The following is an 18,452-nucleotide window of genomic DNA, read 5'->3' as shown; positions in this document are numbered from 1 at the left end:
CAATTCACGGAGGAATGACCCATGCAGATCGAACAAGGATGGCAACCGTCTGAAATCGAGCGCCTGGTGGACGTCGAGAACGCCACCGCCAGCCGCCTGATCTTTACCGACGAGAACCTGTTTCGCCTGGAGCTGCAGCGCATCTTCACGCGCACCTGGCTGTACATCGGCCACGAGTCGGAAATTCCGAGAAACGGCGATTACGTCACCCGCAAGATGGGTAACGACCCGGTCATCCTGGTGCGCGACGACAAGGGCCGGGTGCGCGTGCTGCTGAACAGCTGCACCCACCGCGGCACCCTGGTGTGCCGCACCGACAGCGGCCACGGCCGCGGCTTCACCTGCCCCTATCATGGCTGGGTCTTTGGCACCAGCGGCGCCCTGGTGGCAACTGCCGAGGACGACACCTACGGCGGCAAGGTCGATTTTCGCAGCCTGGACCTGCGCCAGGCGCGCGTGGGCAGCTACGCCGGCCTGGTGTTCGCCACCTGGAATCACGACGCACCGTCGCTGGACGAGCACCTGGGCGATGCCCGCTGGTACCTGGACATCATGTTCGGCCGCACGCCCAAGGGCATGACCGTGCTCGGCCTGCCGCACCGCTGGAGCCCCACCAACAACTGGAAGCTCGGCCCGCTGAACTTCGGCGCCGACGGTCCGCACGCGGTCAAGGTCCACGGCCCGATCGTGGATGCCACCCTGGCCGGTGGCGGCGGTGCCCGCGCCATGATCCACAGGGCGCTGCTCGACAGCCCGTCGGTCCACGCCGGCCCCTACAACGGCATCTGGACGCAAGGCCCGGCCGAAATGCCGGAATGGATGGGCCACGATCCGGAACTGGTCGCGCTGTACGAGCGCACCCTGAAACCGGAACAGTTCCAGCTGTTCAAGCGCTGCATCGCGTCGGTCGGCACGGTGTTCCCCAATTTCTCTTGGGTTTACGGCCCGGTCAGCTTCGACATGCAGCGCGAGCCGATCGTGAACTTCTTCGCCATCCGCGTCTGGCAACCAATCGCCGTGAACCGCACCGAAATCTGGAACTGGTTCCTGGCCGAGGAAGAAGCCGGCGAGGCACTGAAACACCAGGCCATGCTGGCCGGCGTGCGCACCTTCACCGCCGGTGGCACCTTCGATCAGGACGATGCCGAAGCCTGGCACGGCATCCAGCGCGGCAGCGAGGGGGAGATCTCGCGCACCCTGGACGTGAATTTCCAGGTGGCGCTGAACTACCGCGACCGGCCGATTGCCGACTGGGCCGGCCCCGGCGTTGCCTACCCGTCGAACTACTGCGAGGTCACGGAATTCAACAACCTGCTGCAGTGGCGCGCCTACATGTCCGGCGCGCGCTGAAATCCGTCGCCAACCATTGCCGCCGGCCCGGATGCGGCCGGCAGCTCGCCTTTTTCTGGAGAGTTCCGAGTGAGCACCGAGACCGCCCCGCGCGTCGTTGAAGACGCGCTCTACCGCCGCCTGTGCGACTTCTATTACGACGAAGCCGACCTGCTGTCGCAGCGTCAGTATGTGAAATGGTTCGCCCTGCTGGCCGAGGACATCCACTACCGCGTCGGCTTCCCGGAGTTCTACGAGCACGGCACCCGGCGCCAGGTCGGCATCGGCAATCCCTACTTCGACGACAACCACGTCAGCCTGAAAGTGCGCACCAACCTGCTGGGCAACCCGACCACTACCACGGCCGAGAACCCGCCCAGCATCTACAACTACTTCGTCACCAACATCCGCGCCCGCCGGGCAACCGACGAGGCGGACGCGATCGACGTCGACAGTCGCCTGCTGATCTACCGCGTGCGTGCCAGTGAACCGGTGCCGTTCATCCTGGGCGCCCGGCGCAAGGACCGGCTGCGCATCGCGGGCGACGGCTTTCGGATCGCCCGGCGCGATGCCGCCATCGACCAGTCCATCATCCAGTCGCCGAACCTGAGCTTCCTGCTCTGAGGGCGGCCGACGGCGCTCGAGGCCCGGCTGTGCAAGGCAGCCGGGCGGTCCTGCCAGTGCGCTGACGGATCCGGCCAGCCACGCGCGCAGCGCCGCCGATCGGGGCGCGAGCCATCACTTTCTGCCCCCACCTTCGATGCAGGGGATGCTGGACAAGCGACCGCCCGCCGCGTCAGCATCGCCCTGAAAAAGCGTTCCCTGAGGTTCTCCATGCAATTCGAAGGTATTCGTGCCGTCGTCACCGGCGGCGCATCCGGTTTGGGTCTGGCCACGGCCGGACGGGTGATCGCGGCCGGTGGGCAGGCCTTGCTGCTGGATGTGAATGCCGACGCCGGCGCCGCGGCCGTCGCGGCACTCGGCCCGCGGGCATGCTTCCGCGCCGTCGACGTGACCGACGGCGCGGCGCTGGAAGCGGCGCTCGACGACGGCCTCGCGACGCTGGGCGGGCTCGATCTGGCGGTCAGCTGCGCCGGGGTGGTCGGCGCCGGGCTGACGCTGGGCAAGACCGGCCCCATGCCGCTGGAGCAGTTCGCGCGCACCATCGGCATCAACCTGATCGGCACCTTCAACCTGGTGCGCCTGGCCGCCGTGCGCATGCAGGGCAACGCGCCGCGCGCCGACGGCGAACGCGGCGTGATCGTCAACACCGCCTCGGTGGCCGCCTTCGACGGCCAGATCGGCCAGGCCGCGTATTCGGCATCCAAGGGCGGCGTGGTCGGCATGACGCTGCCGCTGGCGCGTGAGTTCGCCCGCCACGGCATCCGCGTGATGAGCATCGCGCCGGGGCTGTTTCGGACCCCGATGCTAGAATCGCTGCCCGAATCCGTGCAGCAGAGCCTGGGCGCCAGCGTGCCGTTTCCGCCGCGCCTGGGCGATCCGGCCGAGTACGCGGCGCTGGTGCAGGCCATCGTCGAGAACGTGCTGCTGAACGGCGAGACCATCCGCCTGGACGGCGCCATCCGGCTGGCGCCGAAGTGACGGCACCCAAGCCGCTGACCCATTCCCGCTGACGAACCGATCATGAGTGACACACACGGCGGCACCTTCCTGGACCCGGCGCAGGCGCCGGGCGCGACCTTCACGCCCGAGCACTTCAGCGCCGAGGATCAGGCGCTGTTCGATACCGCCCGGCGCTTTTGCGACGAGCAGGTGTGGCCCAGGCTGGCCGACATCGAGGCCAAGACGCCCGGCGTGCTGGCGGGCCTGATGCAGCAGGCGTCCGAACTTGGCCTGACCATGCTCGACCTGCCCGAGCAGTACGGTGGCCTCGACCTGCCGCTGCCGGTGTCGATGCGGGTGCTCGAGAGCACCGGCCGCGAGCAGTCCTTCATGCTGACGCTGATGGTGCAAAACGGCATCGGCTCACTGCCGGTGGCGCTGTTCGGAACGGACGCGCAAAAGGCTGCCTGGCTGCCCGGCTTCGCCAGCGGCGAACTTCGCGGCTGCTACTGCCTGACCGAGCCGGGCTCCGGCTCCGACGCACTGGCCGCGCGCACCACGGCCGTGCTGGACGGCAACGATTGGCGCCTGACCGGCACCAAGCAGTTCATCACCAACGCCGGCATCGCCGACGTCGGCTTCGTGTTCGCCAAGGTGCAGGGCGAGGTGGACGGCGCCAGCGGCTTCACCTGCTTCATCGTGCCTTTCGACGCGCCGGGCGTGAGCCTGGGCGCCGAGGAACACAAGCTCGGCATGCACGGCTCATCCACGTGCCAGGTCATCCTGCAGGACGCGCGCATCCCGCGCGAGCACGTGCTGGGGCAGATCGGCCGCGGGCATGTGATCGCCTTCAACATCCTGAACAACGGCCGCTACAAGCTGGGCGGCACGGCGCTGGGCAGCGCCAAGTGCGCGCTCGACGCGGCGCTCGACTACGCCGTCGGGCGCAAGCAGTTCGGCCAGCGCATCGCCGACTTCGGCATGATCCGGCGCAAGATCGGCCAGGCGGCGGCCGACATCTACGCCGTCGAGAGCGCCATCTACCGCGCCGGCGGCGCCATCGACGCGCTGACCAACGCCGGCGGGCGCAGCAGCGAGGCCAAGCTGGCGGCGCTGCAGGATTTCGCACTGGAATGCTCGATCGCCAAGATCGCCGGCTCGGAACTGCTGGGCCGGGTGGCCGACGAGTCGCTGCAGATGTTCGGCGGCTACGGCTTTCTGGAGGAATACCCGGCGGCCAAGTACCTGCGCGACGCGCGCATCGCCCGCATCTACGAGGGCACCAACGAGATCAACCGCATCGTCATGCCGCGCACGCTGCTGAAAAAGCTCGGTGCCGGCGAACTGGGCCTGACCGGCAGCGCCGGGGACGACCTATTGGCCAGTCTGAAACTGGCCCATGCCCGCTGTTTCAGCGCGGCCCTGGAAAAACACGGCAGCGGCAAGGGCTTCGATGTAGACCAGGAACTGATGGCGCACCTGGCCGACATGATGACGGCCATCTATCTGGCCGAGTCGACCGCGCTGCGCGTGGCCTACCACCCACACCGCCAGCCGGTGCACGAGGACGTGGCGCAGCTGGTGCTGGCGCAGGCCGCCGCGCAGGTGGCGCAACTGGCCGCCGAGGCGGCCACGCACCTTGGCATCGCCACCCCCACCGTGACCCGGCCGGCCGCCGACGTGATGGCGCTGCGCCAGCGCATTGCTGCGCACGTGGTCGACGCCGGCCGCTGCACGCTGTAACCCACCCGGATCGTTCATGAGCTACCAGCACGTCAGTTTCGAGGTTGCCGAGCGCGTCGCCACCCTCACCTTCAACCAGCCGGCCACGCGCAACGCCATCAGCGACGAGGGCATGATCGACGAGATCGTGTCGGTGCTGTCGGCCATCCCGACCCGGCCGGACATCTCGGTGCTGATCGTGACCGGCGCTGGCGAGGCCTTCTCGTCGGGCGGCAACGTCAAGAAGATGCAGGCCAAGGACGGCATCTTCGCCGGCAGCGCCATGGACATCCAGCAGTCCTATCGCCTGGGCATCCAGCGCATTCCGCTGGCGCTGTACGAACTCGAAGTGCCGGTGATCGCCGCCGTGAACGGCGCGGCGGTCGGCGCGGGCTTCGACGTCGCCATGATGTGCGACCTGCGCCTGGCATCGACCACGGCGCGCTTTGGCGAGACCTTTCTGAACCTGGGCATCATTCCGGGCGACGGCGGGGCGTGGTTCCTGCCGCGCGCGCTCGGCCACCAGCGGGCGGCGGAACTGACCTTCACCGGCCGCCTGGTGGATGCCGACGAGGCGCTGCGCCTGGGCATCGTGCTCGAAGTGCTGCCGCCGGCCGACCTGATGGCGCGGGCCCGGCAACTGGCCGCGCAGATCGCCGGCAAGCCGCCGCAGGCGCTGCGCCTGGCCAAGCGCCTGCTGCGCGCCGGCCAGGCCATGGACCTGAAACACTTCCTGGATTACAGCGCGGCGCTGCAGGCGGCCTGCCACGGCACCGACGATCACGCCGAGGCGCTGGCGGCCTTCTTCGAGAAGCGTCCCGGCCACTACCAGGGCCGCTGAGACACTCCGGCGCCCACGCGCCTTTCCCACGGCGCCACCATGCTCGATTTCTCCCTGCCGCAAAAAATCGCCATCTGGGCCCTGCCGGTCCTGTTCGCCATCACCGTGCACGAGGTGGCGCATGGCTACGTCGCGCGGCGCCTGGGCGACCGCACGGCGCAGATGCTGGGCCGCCTGACGCTGAATCCGCTCCGGCACATCGACCCGATCGGTACCGTGCTGGTGCCGCTGGTCATGCTGCTGCTGCCCGGCGGCTTCCTGTTCGGTTGGGCCAAGCCGGTGCCGGTCGACTACCGCAATCTTGGCAACCCCAAGCGGGACATGGCCATCGTGGCGGCGGCCGGCCCCCTGTCGAACCTGGTCATGGCCATCGGCTGGGTGCTGCTGCTGCGCCTGTCGGTGGCGTTTTTGAACACGCTGCCGTGGGCGGCGCAGCCGCTGTTTTTCATGGCCCAGGCCGGCGTCGCCATCAACCTGATCCTGATGGTGCTGAACCTGGTGCCGGTACCGCCACTGGACGGCGGGCGGGTGCTGACCGGTATCCTGCCCAATCGGCAGGCAGCTCGCTTCGCGGCCCTGGAACCCTACGGGCTGATGATCGTGCTGGCGCTGCTGATGACCGGGGTGCTCGGCCGGCTGTTGCAGCCGGCCATCGGCCTGCTCAACGAAATACTATTGACACTGGTTGGCCTGGGAGGGTCTGCTTGAACACTGTGGCCGCGCCTCATGATCGCGTCCTGTCCGGCATGCGCCCGACCGGGCGCCTGCACCTGGGTCACTACCACGGGGTGCTGAAGAACTGGGTGCGCCTGCAGCACCAGCACCGCTGCTTTTTCTTCGCCGCCGACTGGCACGCGCTGACCACCGACTACGAACACCCGCAGCAGGTCGCCGAGCACACGCAGGACATGATCGTCGACTGGCTGGCGGCCGGCGTCGATCCGGGCAGCGCGGTGCTGTTCGTGCAGTCGCGGGTGCCGGAGCACGCCGAACTGCACCTGCTGCTGTCGATGATCACGCCGCTGGGCTGGCTCGAACGGGTGCCCACCTACAAGGATCAGCAGGAACAGCTGCGGGACAAGGATCTGGCCACCTATGGCTTTCTTGGCTACCCGCTGCTGCAGGGCGCCGACATCCTGGCCTACAAGGCGACCCTGGTGCCGGTGGGCGAGGACCAGGTGGCGCATCTGGAACTGACGCGCGAGGTGGCGCGGCGCTTCAACCATCTTTATGGGCGCGAGGTGGATTTCGAGAGCCGCGTGCAGGCAGCGCTGCGCAAGCTCGGCCGCAAACAGGCCCAGCTTTACGAGGACAACCGCCGCGCCTATCAGGAACGCGGCGACCAGGAAGCGCTGGCCGTGGCGCAGGCGCTGATCCGTGGCCAGGCCAACATCAGCCTTGGCGATCGCGAGCGGCTGCTGGGCAACCTGGAAGGCAGCGGCATCATCGTGCTGCCCGAGCCGCAGCCGCTGCTGACCGCAACTGCCCGCATGCCGGGCCTGGACGGGCGCAAGATGTCCAAGTCCTACGGCAACGCCATCGGCTTGCGCGAGGATCCGGACGCGGTGGCGCAAAAACTGCGCACCATGCCCACCGACCCGGCGCGCGTGCGCCGCAGCGACCCCGGCGATCCTGAAAAGTGCCCGGTCTGGAGCCTGCATCAGGTCTACTCGGACGATGCACAGCGCGCCTGGGTACAGGAAGGTTGCCGCAGCGCCGCTATCGGCTGTCTAGACTGCAAGAAGCCGCTGATCGATGCGGTGCAAGCCGAGCTTTCGTTGTTTCGCGAACGTGCGCGGCCGTTCGAGGACGACCCCGGCCTGGTGCGCGAGATCATCGCTGGCGGCTGCGAGCAGGCCCGCGAGCACGCTCGCGAGACCCTGGACGAGGTGCGCCAGGTCATGGGGCTGGGCTACCGCTGAGCGCCGACACCGACACGGCCGCAGCGCCGGCGCAGCAGGAACTGCCCCTCGCCCGCGTGCACGGCGAGCGCCTGACGCGCCTGCCGGAAGACCTCTACATCCCTCCGGACGCGCTGGAGGTGTTCCTGGATGCCTTCGAGGGGCCGCTCGATTTCCTGCTGTGGCTGATCCGGCGCCAGAACCTGGACATCCTGGACATCCCGGTGGCCGAAGTGGCGGCGCAGTACATGGCCTACGTCGACCTGATGCGCGACCTGCGCCTGGAGCTGGCGGCCGATTACCTGGTCATGGCGGCGGTGCTGACGGAAATCAAATCGCGCATGCTGCTGCCGCGCCCGGCCGGCGACACCGAAGAGGACGACCCGCGCGCGGCGCTGGTGCGCCGCCTGCAGGACTACGCACGCTTTCGTCATGCCAGCGAGGCACTGGCGCTGCGACCGCAGTTCGGCCGCGATGTGCTGCCGCTCTCGGTGGCGCTGCCGGAGCTGGACCAGCCGGCGCCGGAGGCGCAGGTCAGCCTTGCCGAGCTGCTCGGCGCGATGACCGAAGTGCTGGCCCGCGGCGCGCTCAAGGTGCACCACCACGTGCGCCGCGAGCCGCTGTCGGTGCGCGAGCGCATGAGCCTGATTTTGCAGCGCCTGACGGCCGGTGAGTTCACGCCCCTGCTGTCGCTGCTGCAGCCGGCCGAGGGCCGCGCCGGGGTGGTGGTGAGCTTCCTGGCCATCCTGGAACTGGTGCGCGAACGCCTGATCGAGCTTGGCCAGGCCGAGGCCTTCGGACCGATCTACCTGCGCCCGGCCGCCTGATGGACCTGCTGCGCGTCATCGAGGCGGCCCTGCTGGTGGCCAGCGAGCCGCTGGACGTGGAGCGCCTGCAGCGCCTGCTGCCGCAAGGCCAGACGGCAACCCGCGCCGACATCACCCGCGCCATCGACCAGCTAACCCTGGAGTGCGCGGACCGTGCGCTGGAGTTGGTGCACACCGCCAGCGGCTACCGCTACCAGGTGCGCGCCGTGCATGCCGCGGCGGTGGCGCCGCTGCTGGCCGAACGGGCGCCGCGCTACTCGCGCGCGGTGCTCGAGACGCTTGCCATCATCGCCTACCGCCAGCCGGTGACGCGCGCCGATATCGAGGACATCCGCGGCGTCACGCTGGGCAGCGGCATGATCAAATCCTTGCTCGACCGCGGCTGGGTGCGCGTGCTCGGCCACCGCGAGGTACCGGGCCGGCCGGCCGTGTTTGGCACCACCAAGGCCTTCTTGGACTACTTCGGCCTGCGCAGCCTCAGCCAACTGCCGGCGCTGGCGGACCTGGCCAACCCCGACGATGAGCGGGTGGGCGATCTGCAACTGTCAATGCTGCCGCCGGAGGCGGCCGACCATGCCAACTGAGCGCAAGCATCCACCCGCCGGCGAGCGGCTGCACAAGGTATTGGCGCAGGTGGGCCTGGGCTCGCGGCGGCAGATCGAGGACTGGATCCGCGCCGGGCGCGTGCACGTCAACGATCAGCCGGCGGTGCTCGGCCAGAGCGTGACCGGCGCCGATCGCATCACCGTGGATGGCCAGCCGGTCACGCTGGCGGCGCCGGCCAAGACACGGCTTCTGATCTACCACAAGCCGGAAGGCGAGGTCTGCACCCGCCACGACCCGCAGGGCCGACCGACCGTGTTCGACCGCCTGCCGCCGTTGCCGACCGGGCGCTGGATCAGCGTCGGGCGCCTGGACATCAGCAGCTCCGGCCTGCTGCTGCTGACCACCGACGGCGCCCTGGCCAACCGGCTGATGCACCCCTCGAACCACCTGCAGCGCGAATACGCGGTGCGCGTCAATGGCGACGTGGACGCGGCCATGCTGGAGCGGCTGCGCGCCGGCGTGGAACTGGAGGACGGTCCGGCCCGCTTCGTGATCATCACCGACGGCGGCGGCGAGGGGCGCAACCACTGGTACAACGTCACCGTCGACGAGGGCCGCAATCGCCTGGTGCGCCGCCTGTGGGCCTCGCAGGGCATCGTCGTCAGCCGGCTGCTGCGGGTGCGCTTCGGGCCCTTGCAGCTGCCGCGCGCGCTCGGCCGTGGCCAGTACCGCGAGGCCACTGCGGCCGAGCTGGCCAGCGTGTCCGTGCGCCCGGCGACGGCCAGCCGGCCGGTGCGCAGCAGCGGCGGCTTGAAACCCACACGCCGGCGCGGGTAACATAGCCCCCTTGTTTTTGAACCGCCGGGCACCCGCCCGGCGTTTTTTTCAGGTCAGGACACAGCATCGATGGCACGGTATACCGGTCCCCGGCTCAGGGTTGTACGGCGTTTTCAGCAGCAGCTGCCGGGTCTTACCCGCAAGACCGACGGCGTGCGCGCCAACCCGCCCGGCCAGCACGGCGCCCGCCGCGGCCGGCCCAGCGACTATCGCCTGCGCCTGGATGAGAAGCAGAAGCTGGTCTACAACTACGGCCTTGGCGAGCGTCAGCTTCGCAATTACTTCAAGGCCGCCGCCAGCCGCAAGGGCGACACCGGCAAAAACCTGCTGGCGCTGCTCGAATCGCGCCTGGACAACGTGGTGTTCCGCCTCGGCTTCGCGCCGACCATCCCGGCCGCCCGCCAGGTGGTAAAGCACGGCCACATCACGGTCAACGGCCGGCGCGTGGACATTCCGAGCTACCCGCTGCGTCCCGGTGACGTGATCGGCGTGCACGAAGGCAGCCGCCAGCATCCGGTGATCGTGGAGACCCTGCAGTCGCCGTCGCTGAGCCTGCCCGAGTACCTGGACATGGACGCCAGCACGATGACCGGCACCTTCCGGCACATGCCCGAACGCGCCGACATCCCGCTCGAGGTGCAGGAAAACTTCGTCGTCGAGTACTACTCGCGCGTGAGTTGATCTTGGCGCGGGTCTGCCGCGCCGCCATCCGGCCGTACTCGATGCTCCTCATGGCCGGGGCCGATTCCCGGAGAGGTGTCCGAGTGGTTGAAGGAGCACGCCTGGAAAGTGTGTATACGTCAAAAGCGTATCGAGGGTTCGAATCCCTCCCTCTCCGCCAGTTCTGTCGATGTGTTCGGTTCAATGGCGGGCCTGTCAGTCTCCCCGCGGTGATAGCTCGTGAACCCCGCCAGGCCCGGAAGGGAGCAACGGTAGCGAACGATTCAGGCGCCGGGGCCCGGCTGGCAGGTTCCGCCGCCCTCATGTTTGCGTGCGTCTTGTGAGCTACCAGGCGCTCGCCCGCAAGTGGCGGCCGCGCCGCTTCGCCGACATGGTCGGTCAGGAGCACGTGCGCCGCGCCCTGACCAATGCCCTGGCCAGCGATCGCCTGCACCACGCGTATCTGTTCACCGGCACCCGGGGCGTCGGCAAGACCACCGTCGCCCGCCTGTTCGCCAAGGCGCTGAACTGCGAGCAGGGCGTCAGCGTCGAGCCCTGCGGCCAGTGCGCGGCCTGCACCGCCATCGACGCCGGGCGCTTCATGGACATGATCGAGGTCGATGCCGCCTCGCGCACGGGCGTCGACGACACCCGCGACCTGCTCGAAAACGTCCAGTACGCGCCCACGCAGGGCCGCTACAAGGTGTACCTCATCGACGAGGTGCACATGTTCTCCAAGAGCAGCTTCAACGCGCTGCTCAAGACCCTTGAAGAACCGCCGCCGCACATCAAGTTCCTGCTGGCCACCACCGACCCGCAGAAGATTCCGGCCACCATCCTGTCGCGCTGCCTGCAGTTCAACCTGCGCGCGTTGACGCCGGAGCAGGTCGGCGGACAACTGACACGCGTGCTGCTGGCCGAGCAGATCGCGCCGGATGCGGCCGCCGTGGAACTGCTGGCACGCGCCGCGGCCGGCAGCATGCGCGACGCGCTGAGCCTGCTCGACCAGGCGCTGGCGCACGGCGGCGGCGAACTGCATGCCGATGCGGTGCGCGCCATGCTGGGCACGCTGGACCGCAGCCATGCCGTGCGGCTGCTGAACGCCCTGGCCGATGGCGACGGCCCGGCCCTGCTGGCGGCGCTGGCCGAAACCAACGCCCAGGCCGCCGACCCGGCCGCCGTGCTGGACGACCTGCTGCGCCTGCTGCACCAGGTGGCGCTGTGCCAGGCGGTACCGGGCGCCAGTCTGGCCGCCGATGCCGACCCGGCGGTGGTCGATGCACTCGCCCATCGCATCGCCGCCGAGGACGTGCAGCTCTACTACCAGATGGCGCTGATCGGCCGCCGCGACCTGCCGCTGGCGCCGGACCCGGCCAGCGGCCTTGAAATGCTGCTGCTGCGCCTGCTGGTGTTCCGCCCGGACGGCGGCGAGGACGCGCCCACGCGGCGGCCGGAACCGCAAAAGGCCGCCCCGGCAGCGCCGCCGGCAAGCCGCCCCGCGCCGGTGTCGACGGCTCCAGCGACGACGGTCCGGACATCGGGAGCGGCTGAAAGACCAACCGCCAGGCCCGTACCGGCGGCGTCAGCGGCCATCGAGCCGCCCCGGCAACCGGCAGCGCCAACGACCGCGCGGCAGCCGACCGCAGCCCTCGACGACTGGGCCACACTCGCCGCGCAGCTCGGCCTGCGCGGGGCTGCCAATCAATTGGCACAACACTGCGCGCTGCTGCAACGTCGGGACAACCATTTCGAGCTGGCAGTGGACGCCCGCAGCCGGGGCCTGCTCACGCCGGCGACCCGGCAAGCGTTGACCGAAGCCCTGTCGGGCCTGATCGGTCAGCCGGCACGGGTGGACTTCAGCGACCAGGCCGCCGCGGCCGACACGCCGGCGCAGCAATCGGCCCGCGCCGCGGCCGAGCGCCAGGCGCAGGCTCGCAGCACATTGGAAAGCAACCCGCTGGTGCGCGGCCTGATGGACACACTCGATGCGCGCATCATCGACGGCTCTGAAGCAGCGGCCGATTAGGCCGCCCCGGTTGGGCCGCACCGATTAGGCCGCCCGGGCCGGGCCGCGCCCGCTAAACTCGGCACTCGCCACGAACACGAGGAACGCCCATGAAAGGCAACATGAATCAGCTCATGCAACAGGCCCAACGCATGCAGGAGGCCATGCAAAAGGCGCAGCAGGCGCTGGCGGGCATCGAAGTCAGCGGCGCCGCCGGCGGCGGGCTGGTCACCGTGACCATCAGCTGCAACCACCAGGTGCGGCGGGTCAGCATCGACCCCGGCCTGCTCGGCGACGATCGCGACATGCTCGAAGACCTGGTCGCTGCCGCCGTCAACGACGCCCTGCGCAAGGTCGAACAGGCCACGCAGGAACACATGAACAGCGCGCTGGGCGGCATGAAGCTGCCCGGCATGAACCTGCCGTTCTGATCCGACGGCGTCGTGGCCCAGGGACTTATCGAGGCACTGACGCAGGCCCTGCAGCGCCTGCCGGGCGTCGGCCCCAAGTCGGCCCGGCGCATGGCCTTCCACCTGCTGGTGCGCGACCGCGACGGTGGCCGGCGGCTGGGGCAGGTGCTGCTGGAGGCCATGGAGCGGGTCGGCCGTTGCAGCCAGTGTCGCAACCTGACCGAACAGGACGTTTGCGCAGTGTGCAGCTCGCCGCGGCGCGACCACAGCCTGCTGTGCGTGGTGGAAAGCCCGGCCGACGTGCAGGCCATCGACCAGGCAAGCGGCTTCCAGGGACTGTATTACGTGCTGCACGGCCACCTGTCGCCGCTGGACGGCATCGGCCCCGCAGAACTGGAGCTGGACCGCCTCACGACGCGCCTGGACAGCGGCGAGGTGCAGGAACTGATCCTGGCCACCAACCCCACCGTCGAGGGCGAGGCCACCGCCCACTACATCGCGGAACTGGCCCGCGCGCGCGGCATCCGCAGCACGCGCATCGCCCACGGCGTGCCGATGGGCGGCGACCTGGAATTCGTCGACGGCGGCACGCTGCGCCAGGCGCTGCTGGGCCGGCGCGACTACGGCGCCTGATGGAGCGCTGAATAAATCCATCCTGGATTTCTCAGCGCCCGCCACCTGGAAAAACCAGGTCAGCGCAGCTTCCCTGCGCGAGGATCGCCCGGCGCAGCCGGGCTCCTACAGCCGCTGATTTTGGCAGCGCGTCCCGGCGCTGCGGGCAACGCCAAAGAGCGCAGCGTTTCCTTGTGCGCCGGACGCCACGAACCGGCATGCTATAGTCCGCGCCCCCTCGTTTGCCCCCCGGTTGCGCGTGGCGTTTAATCGTCCGCGTCACCCGCCCCGCTGGATACCTGATGCCCCCGAAAGCCGGCTCCCTGATCTGGATAGACCTCGAAATGACCGGCCTGAATACGGCCTGGGACGGCATCATCGAGATCGCCACCGTGGTCACCGATGCGGACCTGAACGTCATCGCCGAGGGACCCATGCTGGCCATCCAGCAACCGGAGGAGATGCTGGCCGGCATGGACGAATGGAACACCCGCCAGCACACCAAAAGCGGCCTGGTCGAGCGGGTCCGCAACTCCACCATCACGCTGGCCGAGGCCGAGCGCCAGACGGTGGACTTCCTGCGCCGCCACGTGGGGCGCAACGAATCGCCCATGTGCGGCAGCAGCATCTGCCAGGACCGCCGCTTCCTGGCCCGGTTGATGCCCGAGCTGGAAGCCTATTTCCACTACCGGAATCTTGACGTCAGCACGCTGAAGGAACTGGCGCTGCGCTGGGCACCTGAGGTGGCCGCCTCATTCAAGAAGCGCTCCTCGCACCTGGCGCTGGAAGACGTCCACGACTCGATCCGCGAACTGCGCCACTACCGCGAGCATCTGCTGAAGGTATAGGCAACCGACCGTGAGAGCGGCACCCCCGCCGCGAATCAAACTACCGGCGCCCCGCTCATTCGGCCCGCGGGCGGGTCTCCCACAGAAGTCCTTCGTACTCGTTCTCAGGCGTTTACGCCGTCGTGCCACAGCTTGTACGTGATGGCATCCGACAGCGCCTGCCAGGACGCCTCGATCACGTTGGTGGAGGCGCCCACCGTGGTCCAGCGGCGCCGGCTGGGGTCGCTGCACTCCAGCATCACGCGCGTCGTCGCCCCGGTGCCGGCGCCCGATTCCAGAATCCGCACCTTGTAGTCGGTCAGCTGCAGCCCGGCCAGGGTCGGGTAGGCCGCCAGCAGCGCCTGGCGCAGGGCCAGATCCAGCGCGTTGACCGGGCCGTTGCCCTCGGCCACCGTCATGTGCACCTGGCCGGCCACGCGCACTTTCATGGTGGCCTCCGACAGCGTCACCAGCCGACCGTCAACCCAGCGCCGCTCGTCGATGACGCGAAAGCTGTCGAGCTCGAAATACCGCGGCAGGCCCTGCAGCAACCCGCGCGCCAGCAGCTCGAAGCTGGCCTCGGCGCCATCGTAGGTATAACCCTGCAGCTCGCGCGCCTTGACCTGCTCGACCAGCTGGCCGACGCGCGGATCGTCGGCCGCCAGCGTCAGACCCACCTCGTCCAGCAGCGCCAGCACATTGGCCCGGCCAGCCTGGTCGGAGACCAGGATCTTGCGGTGATTGCCGATCCGCTCCGGCGCCATGTGCTCGTAGCTGCGCGGGTCTTTCTCGACCGCCGACACGTGCAGGCCGCCCTTGTGGGCAAAGGCGTTCTCGCCGACGTAGGGCGCGTGGCGGTTGGGCGTGCGGTTCAGGCGCTCGTCGACGAAGCGCGAGACGTGCGTGACATGCGCCAGATCGGCCTCGCTGAGTCCCGTTTCGTAGCCGAGCTTGAGCATCAGCGTCGGCAGCAGCGAGATCAGGTTGGCATTGCCGCAGCGCTCGCCAAGACCGTTCAGCGTGCCCTGCACCTGGCGCACGCCGGCCCGCACCGCCGCCAGGCTGTTGGCGACGGCGTTTTCGGTGTCGTTGTGGCAGTGGATGCCCAGCCGCTCGCCGGGGATTACCTTGGCCACTTCGCCGACGATGGCCTCCACCTCGTGCGGCAGCGTGCCGCCGTTGGTGTCGCACAGCACGATCCAGCGCGCCCCGCCGCGCTGTGCGGCTTCCAGACACGCCAGCGCATAGGAGGGATTGGCCTTGTAACCGTCGAAGAAATGCTCGGCGTCGAACAGCGCCTCGCGCCCGGCCGCCACGCACGCGGCCAGGCTGTCCTCGATCATCCGCAGGTTCTCGTCGAGCGTGGTGCGAAGCGCGACCGTGACGTGAAAGTCCCAGGTCTTGCCGACCAGGCAGATGGCCGGCGCGCCGCTATCGAGCAGGCGCTGCAAACCGGGGTCGTCGGCCGCCGCCCGGCCCGGCCGGCGCGTCATGCCAAAGGCCACCAGGCGCGCGCGCTTGAAGCTCGGGGCGGCCACAAAAACGGCATCGTCGGTCGGATTGGCGCCCGGCCAGCCGGCCTCGATGTAGTCGATTCCGAGGTGATCCAGCTCGCCGGCGATGGCCAGCTTGTCGCCGACCGAAAAATCGACGCCCTGCGTCTGCTGGCCGTCGCGCAGCGTGCTGTCGTACAGAAAGATGCGCGGCGCGGACACGGTGCGTACCGGTTGAGGCGGGAATGGAGCGGCATTTTACGCGCTGCGGGCAGGACGCCCCCCATCGCTCGCTCGGGCACGCAGCAAACGCGCCCGCGCTCCCGTCACACCACCAAGTGCCGCTGCACCAGGTCTTCGCTGAGGTCGGCAATGCCGCCGTCGGCCACCACGGAGCCGCGCTCCAGCAGATAGAAGCGATCCGCCACGCGGCGGGCGAAGGGCAGCTTCTGTTCCACCAGCAGCACGGCCAGGCCGGTTTCCTGGCGCAGGCGGGTCAGCACGTCGCCGATGTCGCGCACGATGTTCGGCTGGATGCCCTCGCAGGGCTCGTCCAGGATCAGCAGCTTCGGTTCCAACACCAGCGCGCGGGCGATGGCCAGCTGTTGCTGCTGGCCGCCGGACAGGTCACCGCCGCGCCGGTGCAGCATCTCGCGCAGCACCGGGAACAGCTCGTAGATGCGCTGCGGCAGCGTTCTGGCGCCGCGTATGCCCAGGCTCACGCGCAGGTTTTCTTCCACCGTCAGGCGCGCAAAGATCTCCCGCCCCTGCGGCACGTAGCCGATGCCGATGCGGGCCCGCTCGCGGGTATCGGCGCGCGTCAGATCCTGGCCGGCGAAGCTGATGCTGCCGGCACGCGCCGGCAGCAGGCCCATGATGACCTTCAGCAGCGTGGTCTTGCCAACGCCATTGCGGCCCATCAGGCAGGTGCACGAGCCGGCCGGCACCTGCACGCTGACCTCGCGCAGGATGTGGCTCTGGCCGTAGTACTGCTGGATGCCGGTCAGTTCGAGCAGGGCTTCACTCACCGAGATAAACCTCGATCACGCGCGGGTCGGACTGGATTTGCGCCATCGTGCCCTCGGCCAGTACGTGGCCCTGGTGCAGCACGGTGACGTGCCGGGCAATGGAGCGCACGAACTCCATGTCGTGCTCCACCACCAGCACCGAGCGCTCGCCGGCCAGCGCCTGCAGCAGCTGCGCAGTGCGTTCGATCTCGCCGCGCGTCATGCCGGCGACCGGTTCGTCGATCAGCATCAGGTGCGGTTCCTGCAGCAACAGCATGCCGATTTCGAGCCACTGTTTCTGGCCGTGCGACAGCGTCCCGGCCAGGCGCTGCCGGTCCTCGGCCAGGCCGATCAGGACCGCCGCCTCATCCATGCGGTCGCGTTCGGCGCCGGTCAGCTTGGCGCGCAGCGTGGCCCATACGCGCCGATCCTGCTTGAGCGCCAACGCCAGGTTGTCGTGGACGGAGAGCTGCTCGAACACGGTCGGCTTCTGGAACTTGCGGCCGATGCCGACCTCGGCTATTTCCGCTTCCGACAGGCGCAGCAGGTCGATGCGGTCGCCGAAGAACACTTCGCCTGCGTCCGGGCGGGTCTTGCCGGTGATGACGTCCATCAGCGTGGTCTTGCCGGCGCCGTTGGGGCCGATCAGGCAACGCAGCTCGCCCGGGTCCATGTACAGCGTGAGCTCGTTCAGGGCCTTGAAGCCATCGAAGGACACGCTGACGTTTTCCACGAACAGCGCGCCGCGGTGGCGGCCCAGCGACGGATGCGTCTCGGCCTGGGTGTTCATGCCGCGCTCTGGCGCCGCGCGCGCAGGCCGATCAGTCCCCGCGGCAGGGCCACCGTCACCAGCATGAACAGCCCGCCCAGGAAGAACAGCCACACCTCCGGCAGCGCGCCGGTCAGCACGGTCTTCAGGTAATTGACCACGCCGGCGCCCAGCGCTGCGCCGTACAGCGTGCCGCGCCCGCCAAGGGCCACCCACACCACCATCTCGATGGAATTGAGCGGCGCGAATTCGCCCGGGTTGATGATCCCCACCTGCGGCACGTACAGCGCCCCGGCAATGCCGGTCAGCACGGCCGACAGCACGAACACGGCCAGCTTGTAGTGCTCTACCCGGTAACCCAGGAAGCGCGTGCGGCTCTCGGCATCGCGCACCGCGATCAGCACATGCCCGGCGCGCGAGCGCACCACCGCCCGCGACACCAGATAGCCGCCGGCCAGCGCCAGCGCCGAGATCACGAACAGACCCGCCCGCGTGGCCGGCGCCTGCAGGTCGAAGCCCAGCAGTTCCTTGAAGTCGGTCAGCCCGTTGTTGCCGCCAAAGCCCATGTCGTTGCGGAAAAACGCCAGCATCAGGGCGAAGGTGAGGGCCTGGGTGATGATCGACAGATAGACGCCGGACACCCGCGAACGGAAGGCCAGATAGCCGAACGCGAACGCCAGCGCGCCCGGCACCAGCACCACCATCAGCAAGGCGAACGGAAAGTGGTTGAAGCCCTGCCAGTACCAGGGCAGTTCCTGCCAGTTCAGGAACACCATGAAGTCCGGCAGCAGCGCATTGCCATACACGCCCCGCTCGCCGATCTGGCGCATCAGGTACATGCCCATGGCGTAGCCGCCGAGCGCGAAGAACGCGCCGTGGCCCAGACTCAAAATCCCGCAGTAACCCCACACCAGGTCCAGCGCCACCGCGGCCAGCGCGTAGCACAGGTATTTGCCGAGCAGGGTCACCGTGTAATCGGGCACGTGCAGGGCGGAGCCCGGCGGCACCGTCAGGTTCAGCAGCGGCACCAGCACGGCCGCAACCGCCAGCACCACCAGCAAGGCGAAGCCGCCACGTTCATGACGCCAGTTGGGCAGCCCCAT

The 18,452-nt window shown here is 68.9% G+C and carries 18 protein-coding genes, 1 tRNA gene, 1 other RNA gene and 1 pseudogene; 17 read left to right on the top strand and 4 right to left on the bottom strand.

The features are described 5' to 3' along the window. Nucleotides 1-21 precede the first annotated feature (21 nt). From H5U26_RS06995 to orn, 17 genes and pseudogenes are all read left to right on the top strand, one after another. Nucleotides 22-1,350, top strand: a complete 1,329-nt coding sequence (locus H5U26_RS06995) for an aromatic ring-hydroxylating dioxygenase subunit alpha (RefSeq protein ID WP_290618038.1) — start codon at nucleotides 22-24, stop codon at nucleotides 1,348-1,350. A 69-nt stretch (nucleotides 1,351-1,419) separates the two neighbouring features. After that, nucleotides 1,420-1,953 (top strand): aromatic-ring-hydroxylating dioxygenase subunit beta, encoded by a 534-nt coding sequence (locus H5U26_RS06990; RefSeq protein ID WP_290618036.1) that lies wholly within the window; start codon nucleotides 1,420-1,422, stop codon nucleotides 1,951-1,953. A gap of 210 nt (nucleotides 1,954-2,163) precedes the next feature. Continuing rightward, the gene (locus H5U26_RS06985) at nucleotides 2,164-2,931 is read left to right on the top strand and encodes an SDR family NAD(P)-dependent oxidoreductase (protein ID WP_290618033.1); all 768 of its coding nucleotides are present in this window, start codon (nucleotides 2,164-2,166) and stop codon (nucleotides 2,929-2,931) included. 42 nt (nucleotides 2,932-2,973) lie between these two features. After that, entirely contained in the window at nucleotides 2,974-4,635 is a 1,662-nt protein-coding gene (locus H5U26_RS06980) for an acyl-CoA dehydrogenase family protein (RefSeq protein ID WP_290618031.1), read from the top strand. A gap of 16 nt (nucleotides 4,636-4,651) precedes the next feature. Beyond that, entirely contained in the window at nucleotides 4,652-5,455 is an 804-nt protein-coding gene (locus tag H5U26_RS06975; protein WP_290618029.1) for a crotonase/enoyl-CoA hydratase family protein, read from the top strand. A gap of 39 nt (nucleotides 5,456-5,494) precedes the next feature. Further along, nucleotides 5,495-6,163, top strand: a complete 669-nt coding sequence (locus H5U26_RS06970) for a site-2 protease family protein (protein ID WP_290618027.1) — start codon at nucleotides 5,495-5,497, stop codon at nucleotides 6,161-6,163. After that, nucleotides 6,160-7,377, top strand: a complete 1,218-nt coding sequence (locus tag H5U26_RS06965) for a tryptophan--tRNA ligase (protein ID WP_366055904.1) — start codon at nucleotides 6,160-6,162, stop codon at nucleotides 7,375-7,377. The genes H5U26_RS06970 and H5U26_RS06965 overlap by 4 nt, the downstream gene beginning before the upstream one ends. A gap of 56 nt (nucleotides 7,378-7,433) precedes the next feature. Beyond that, complete coding sequence (locus H5U26_RS06960) at nucleotides 7,434-8,183, top strand: ScpA family protein (protein WP_290618025.1); 750 nt, start codon at nucleotides 7,434-7,436, stop codon at nucleotides 8,181-8,183. After that, nucleotides 8,183-8,767, top strand: a complete 585-nt coding sequence (gene scpB / locus H5U26_RS06955) for an SMC-Scp complex subunit ScpB (RefSeq protein ID WP_290618023.1) — start codon at nucleotides 8,183-8,185, stop codon at nucleotides 8,765-8,767. The genes H5U26_RS06960 and scpB overlap by 1 nt, the downstream gene beginning before the upstream one ends. Then, nucleotides 8,757-9,464 (top strand): annotated as a pseudogene (gene rluB, locus H5U26_RS06950) (23S rRNA pseudouridine(2605) synthase RluB); the annotation flags it as partial. The gene scpB and the pseudogene rluB, both read left to right, overlap by 11 nt. Nucleotides 9,465-9,635: 171 nt before the next feature. Continuing rightward, nucleotides 9,636-10,247 carry a 30S ribosomal protein S4 gene (rpsD, locus tag H5U26_RS06945; RefSeq protein WP_290618019.1) on the top strand — a complete coding sequence of 204 codons (612 nt, stop codon included), beginning with the start codon at nucleotides 9,636-9,638 and terminating at the stop codon, nucleotides 10,245-10,247. Nucleotides 10,248-10,316: 69 nt separating this feature from the next. Continuing rightward, a tRNA-Ser gene (locus H5U26_RS06940) sits at nucleotides 10,317-10,407 on the top strand. Nucleotides 10,408-10,440: 33 nt separating this feature from the next. Then, an RNA gene (ffs, locus tag H5U26_RS06935) (signal recognition particle sRNA small type) lies at nucleotides 10,441-10,537 on the top strand. Between the two features lie 20 nt (nucleotides 10,538-10,557). Beyond that, on the top strand, nucleotides 10,558-12,252 hold the full coding sequence (gene dnaX, locus H5U26_RS06930) for a DNA polymerase III subunit gamma/tau (protein ID WP_290618017.1): 1,695 nt from the start codon (nucleotides 10,558-10,560) through the stop codon (nucleotides 12,250-12,252). An 89-nt stretch (nucleotides 12,253-12,341) separates the two neighbouring features. Then, nucleotides 12,342-12,662, top strand: coding sequence for a YbaB/EbfC family nucleoid-associated protein (locus H5U26_RS06925; protein WP_290618015.1), 321 nt, complete (start codon nucleotides 12,342-12,344; stop codon nucleotides 12,660-12,662). A 12-nt stretch (nucleotides 12,663-12,674) separates the two neighbouring features. Further along, nucleotides 12,675-13,274, top strand: coding sequence for a recombination mediator RecR (recR, locus tag H5U26_RS06920; RefSeq protein WP_290618013.1), 600 nt, complete (start codon nucleotides 12,675-12,677; stop codon nucleotides 13,272-13,274). A 281-nt stretch (nucleotides 13,275-13,555) separates the two neighbouring features. Then, the gene (orn, locus tag H5U26_RS06915; protein ID WP_290618011.1) at nucleotides 13,556-14,101 is read left to right on the top strand and encodes an oligoribonuclease; all 546 of its coding nucleotides are present in this window, start codon (nucleotides 13,556-13,558) and stop codon (nucleotides 14,099-14,101) included. 104 nt (nucleotides 14,102-14,205) lie between these two features. On the opposite strand, the gene cimA is transcribed toward orn, so the two are convergent. The 4 genes from cimA to urtC all read right to left on the bottom strand — a co-directional run bounded on the left by cimA (nucleotide 14,206) and on the right by urtC (nucleotide 18,452). Then, the gene (gene cimA / locus H5U26_RS06910; protein ID WP_290618009.1) at nucleotides 14,206-15,795 is read right to left on the bottom strand and encodes a citramalate synthase; all 1,590 of its coding nucleotides are present in this window, start codon (nucleotides 15,793-15,795) and stop codon (nucleotides 14,206-14,208) included. A gap of 104 nt (nucleotides 15,796-15,899) precedes the next feature. Continuing rightward, nucleotides 15,900-16,589: an urea ABC transporter ATP-binding subunit UrtE gene (urtE, locus tag H5U26_RS06905; RefSeq protein ID WP_323758760.1), complete on the bottom strand. Its 690-nt coding sequence runs from the start codon at nucleotides 16,587-16,589 to the stop codon at nucleotides 15,900-15,902. A gap of 4 nt (nucleotides 16,590-16,593) precedes the next feature. After that, nucleotides 16,594-17,370: an urea ABC transporter ATP-binding protein UrtD gene (gene urtD, locus H5U26_RS06900; protein ID WP_290618005.1), complete on the bottom strand. Its 777-nt coding sequence runs from the start codon at nucleotides 17,368-17,370 to the stop codon at nucleotides 16,594-16,596. Continuing rightward, a complete protein-coding gene (gene urtC, locus H5U26_RS06895) occupies nucleotides 17,367-18,452 on the bottom strand; it encodes an urea ABC transporter permease subunit UrtC (protein WP_290618003.1) in 1,086 nt (361 codons plus the stop codon). The genes urtD and urtC overlap by 4 nt, the downstream gene beginning before the upstream one ends.

The organism is Immundisolibacter sp., assembly GCF_014359565.1.
Classification (GTDB): domain Bacteria; phylum Pseudomonadota; class Gammaproteobacteria; order Immundisolibacterales; family Immundisolibacteraceae; genus Immundisolibacter.
Note: the sequence above shows the minus strand (reverse complement) of the source record. Positions and strands in the feature narration are given on the sequence as shown.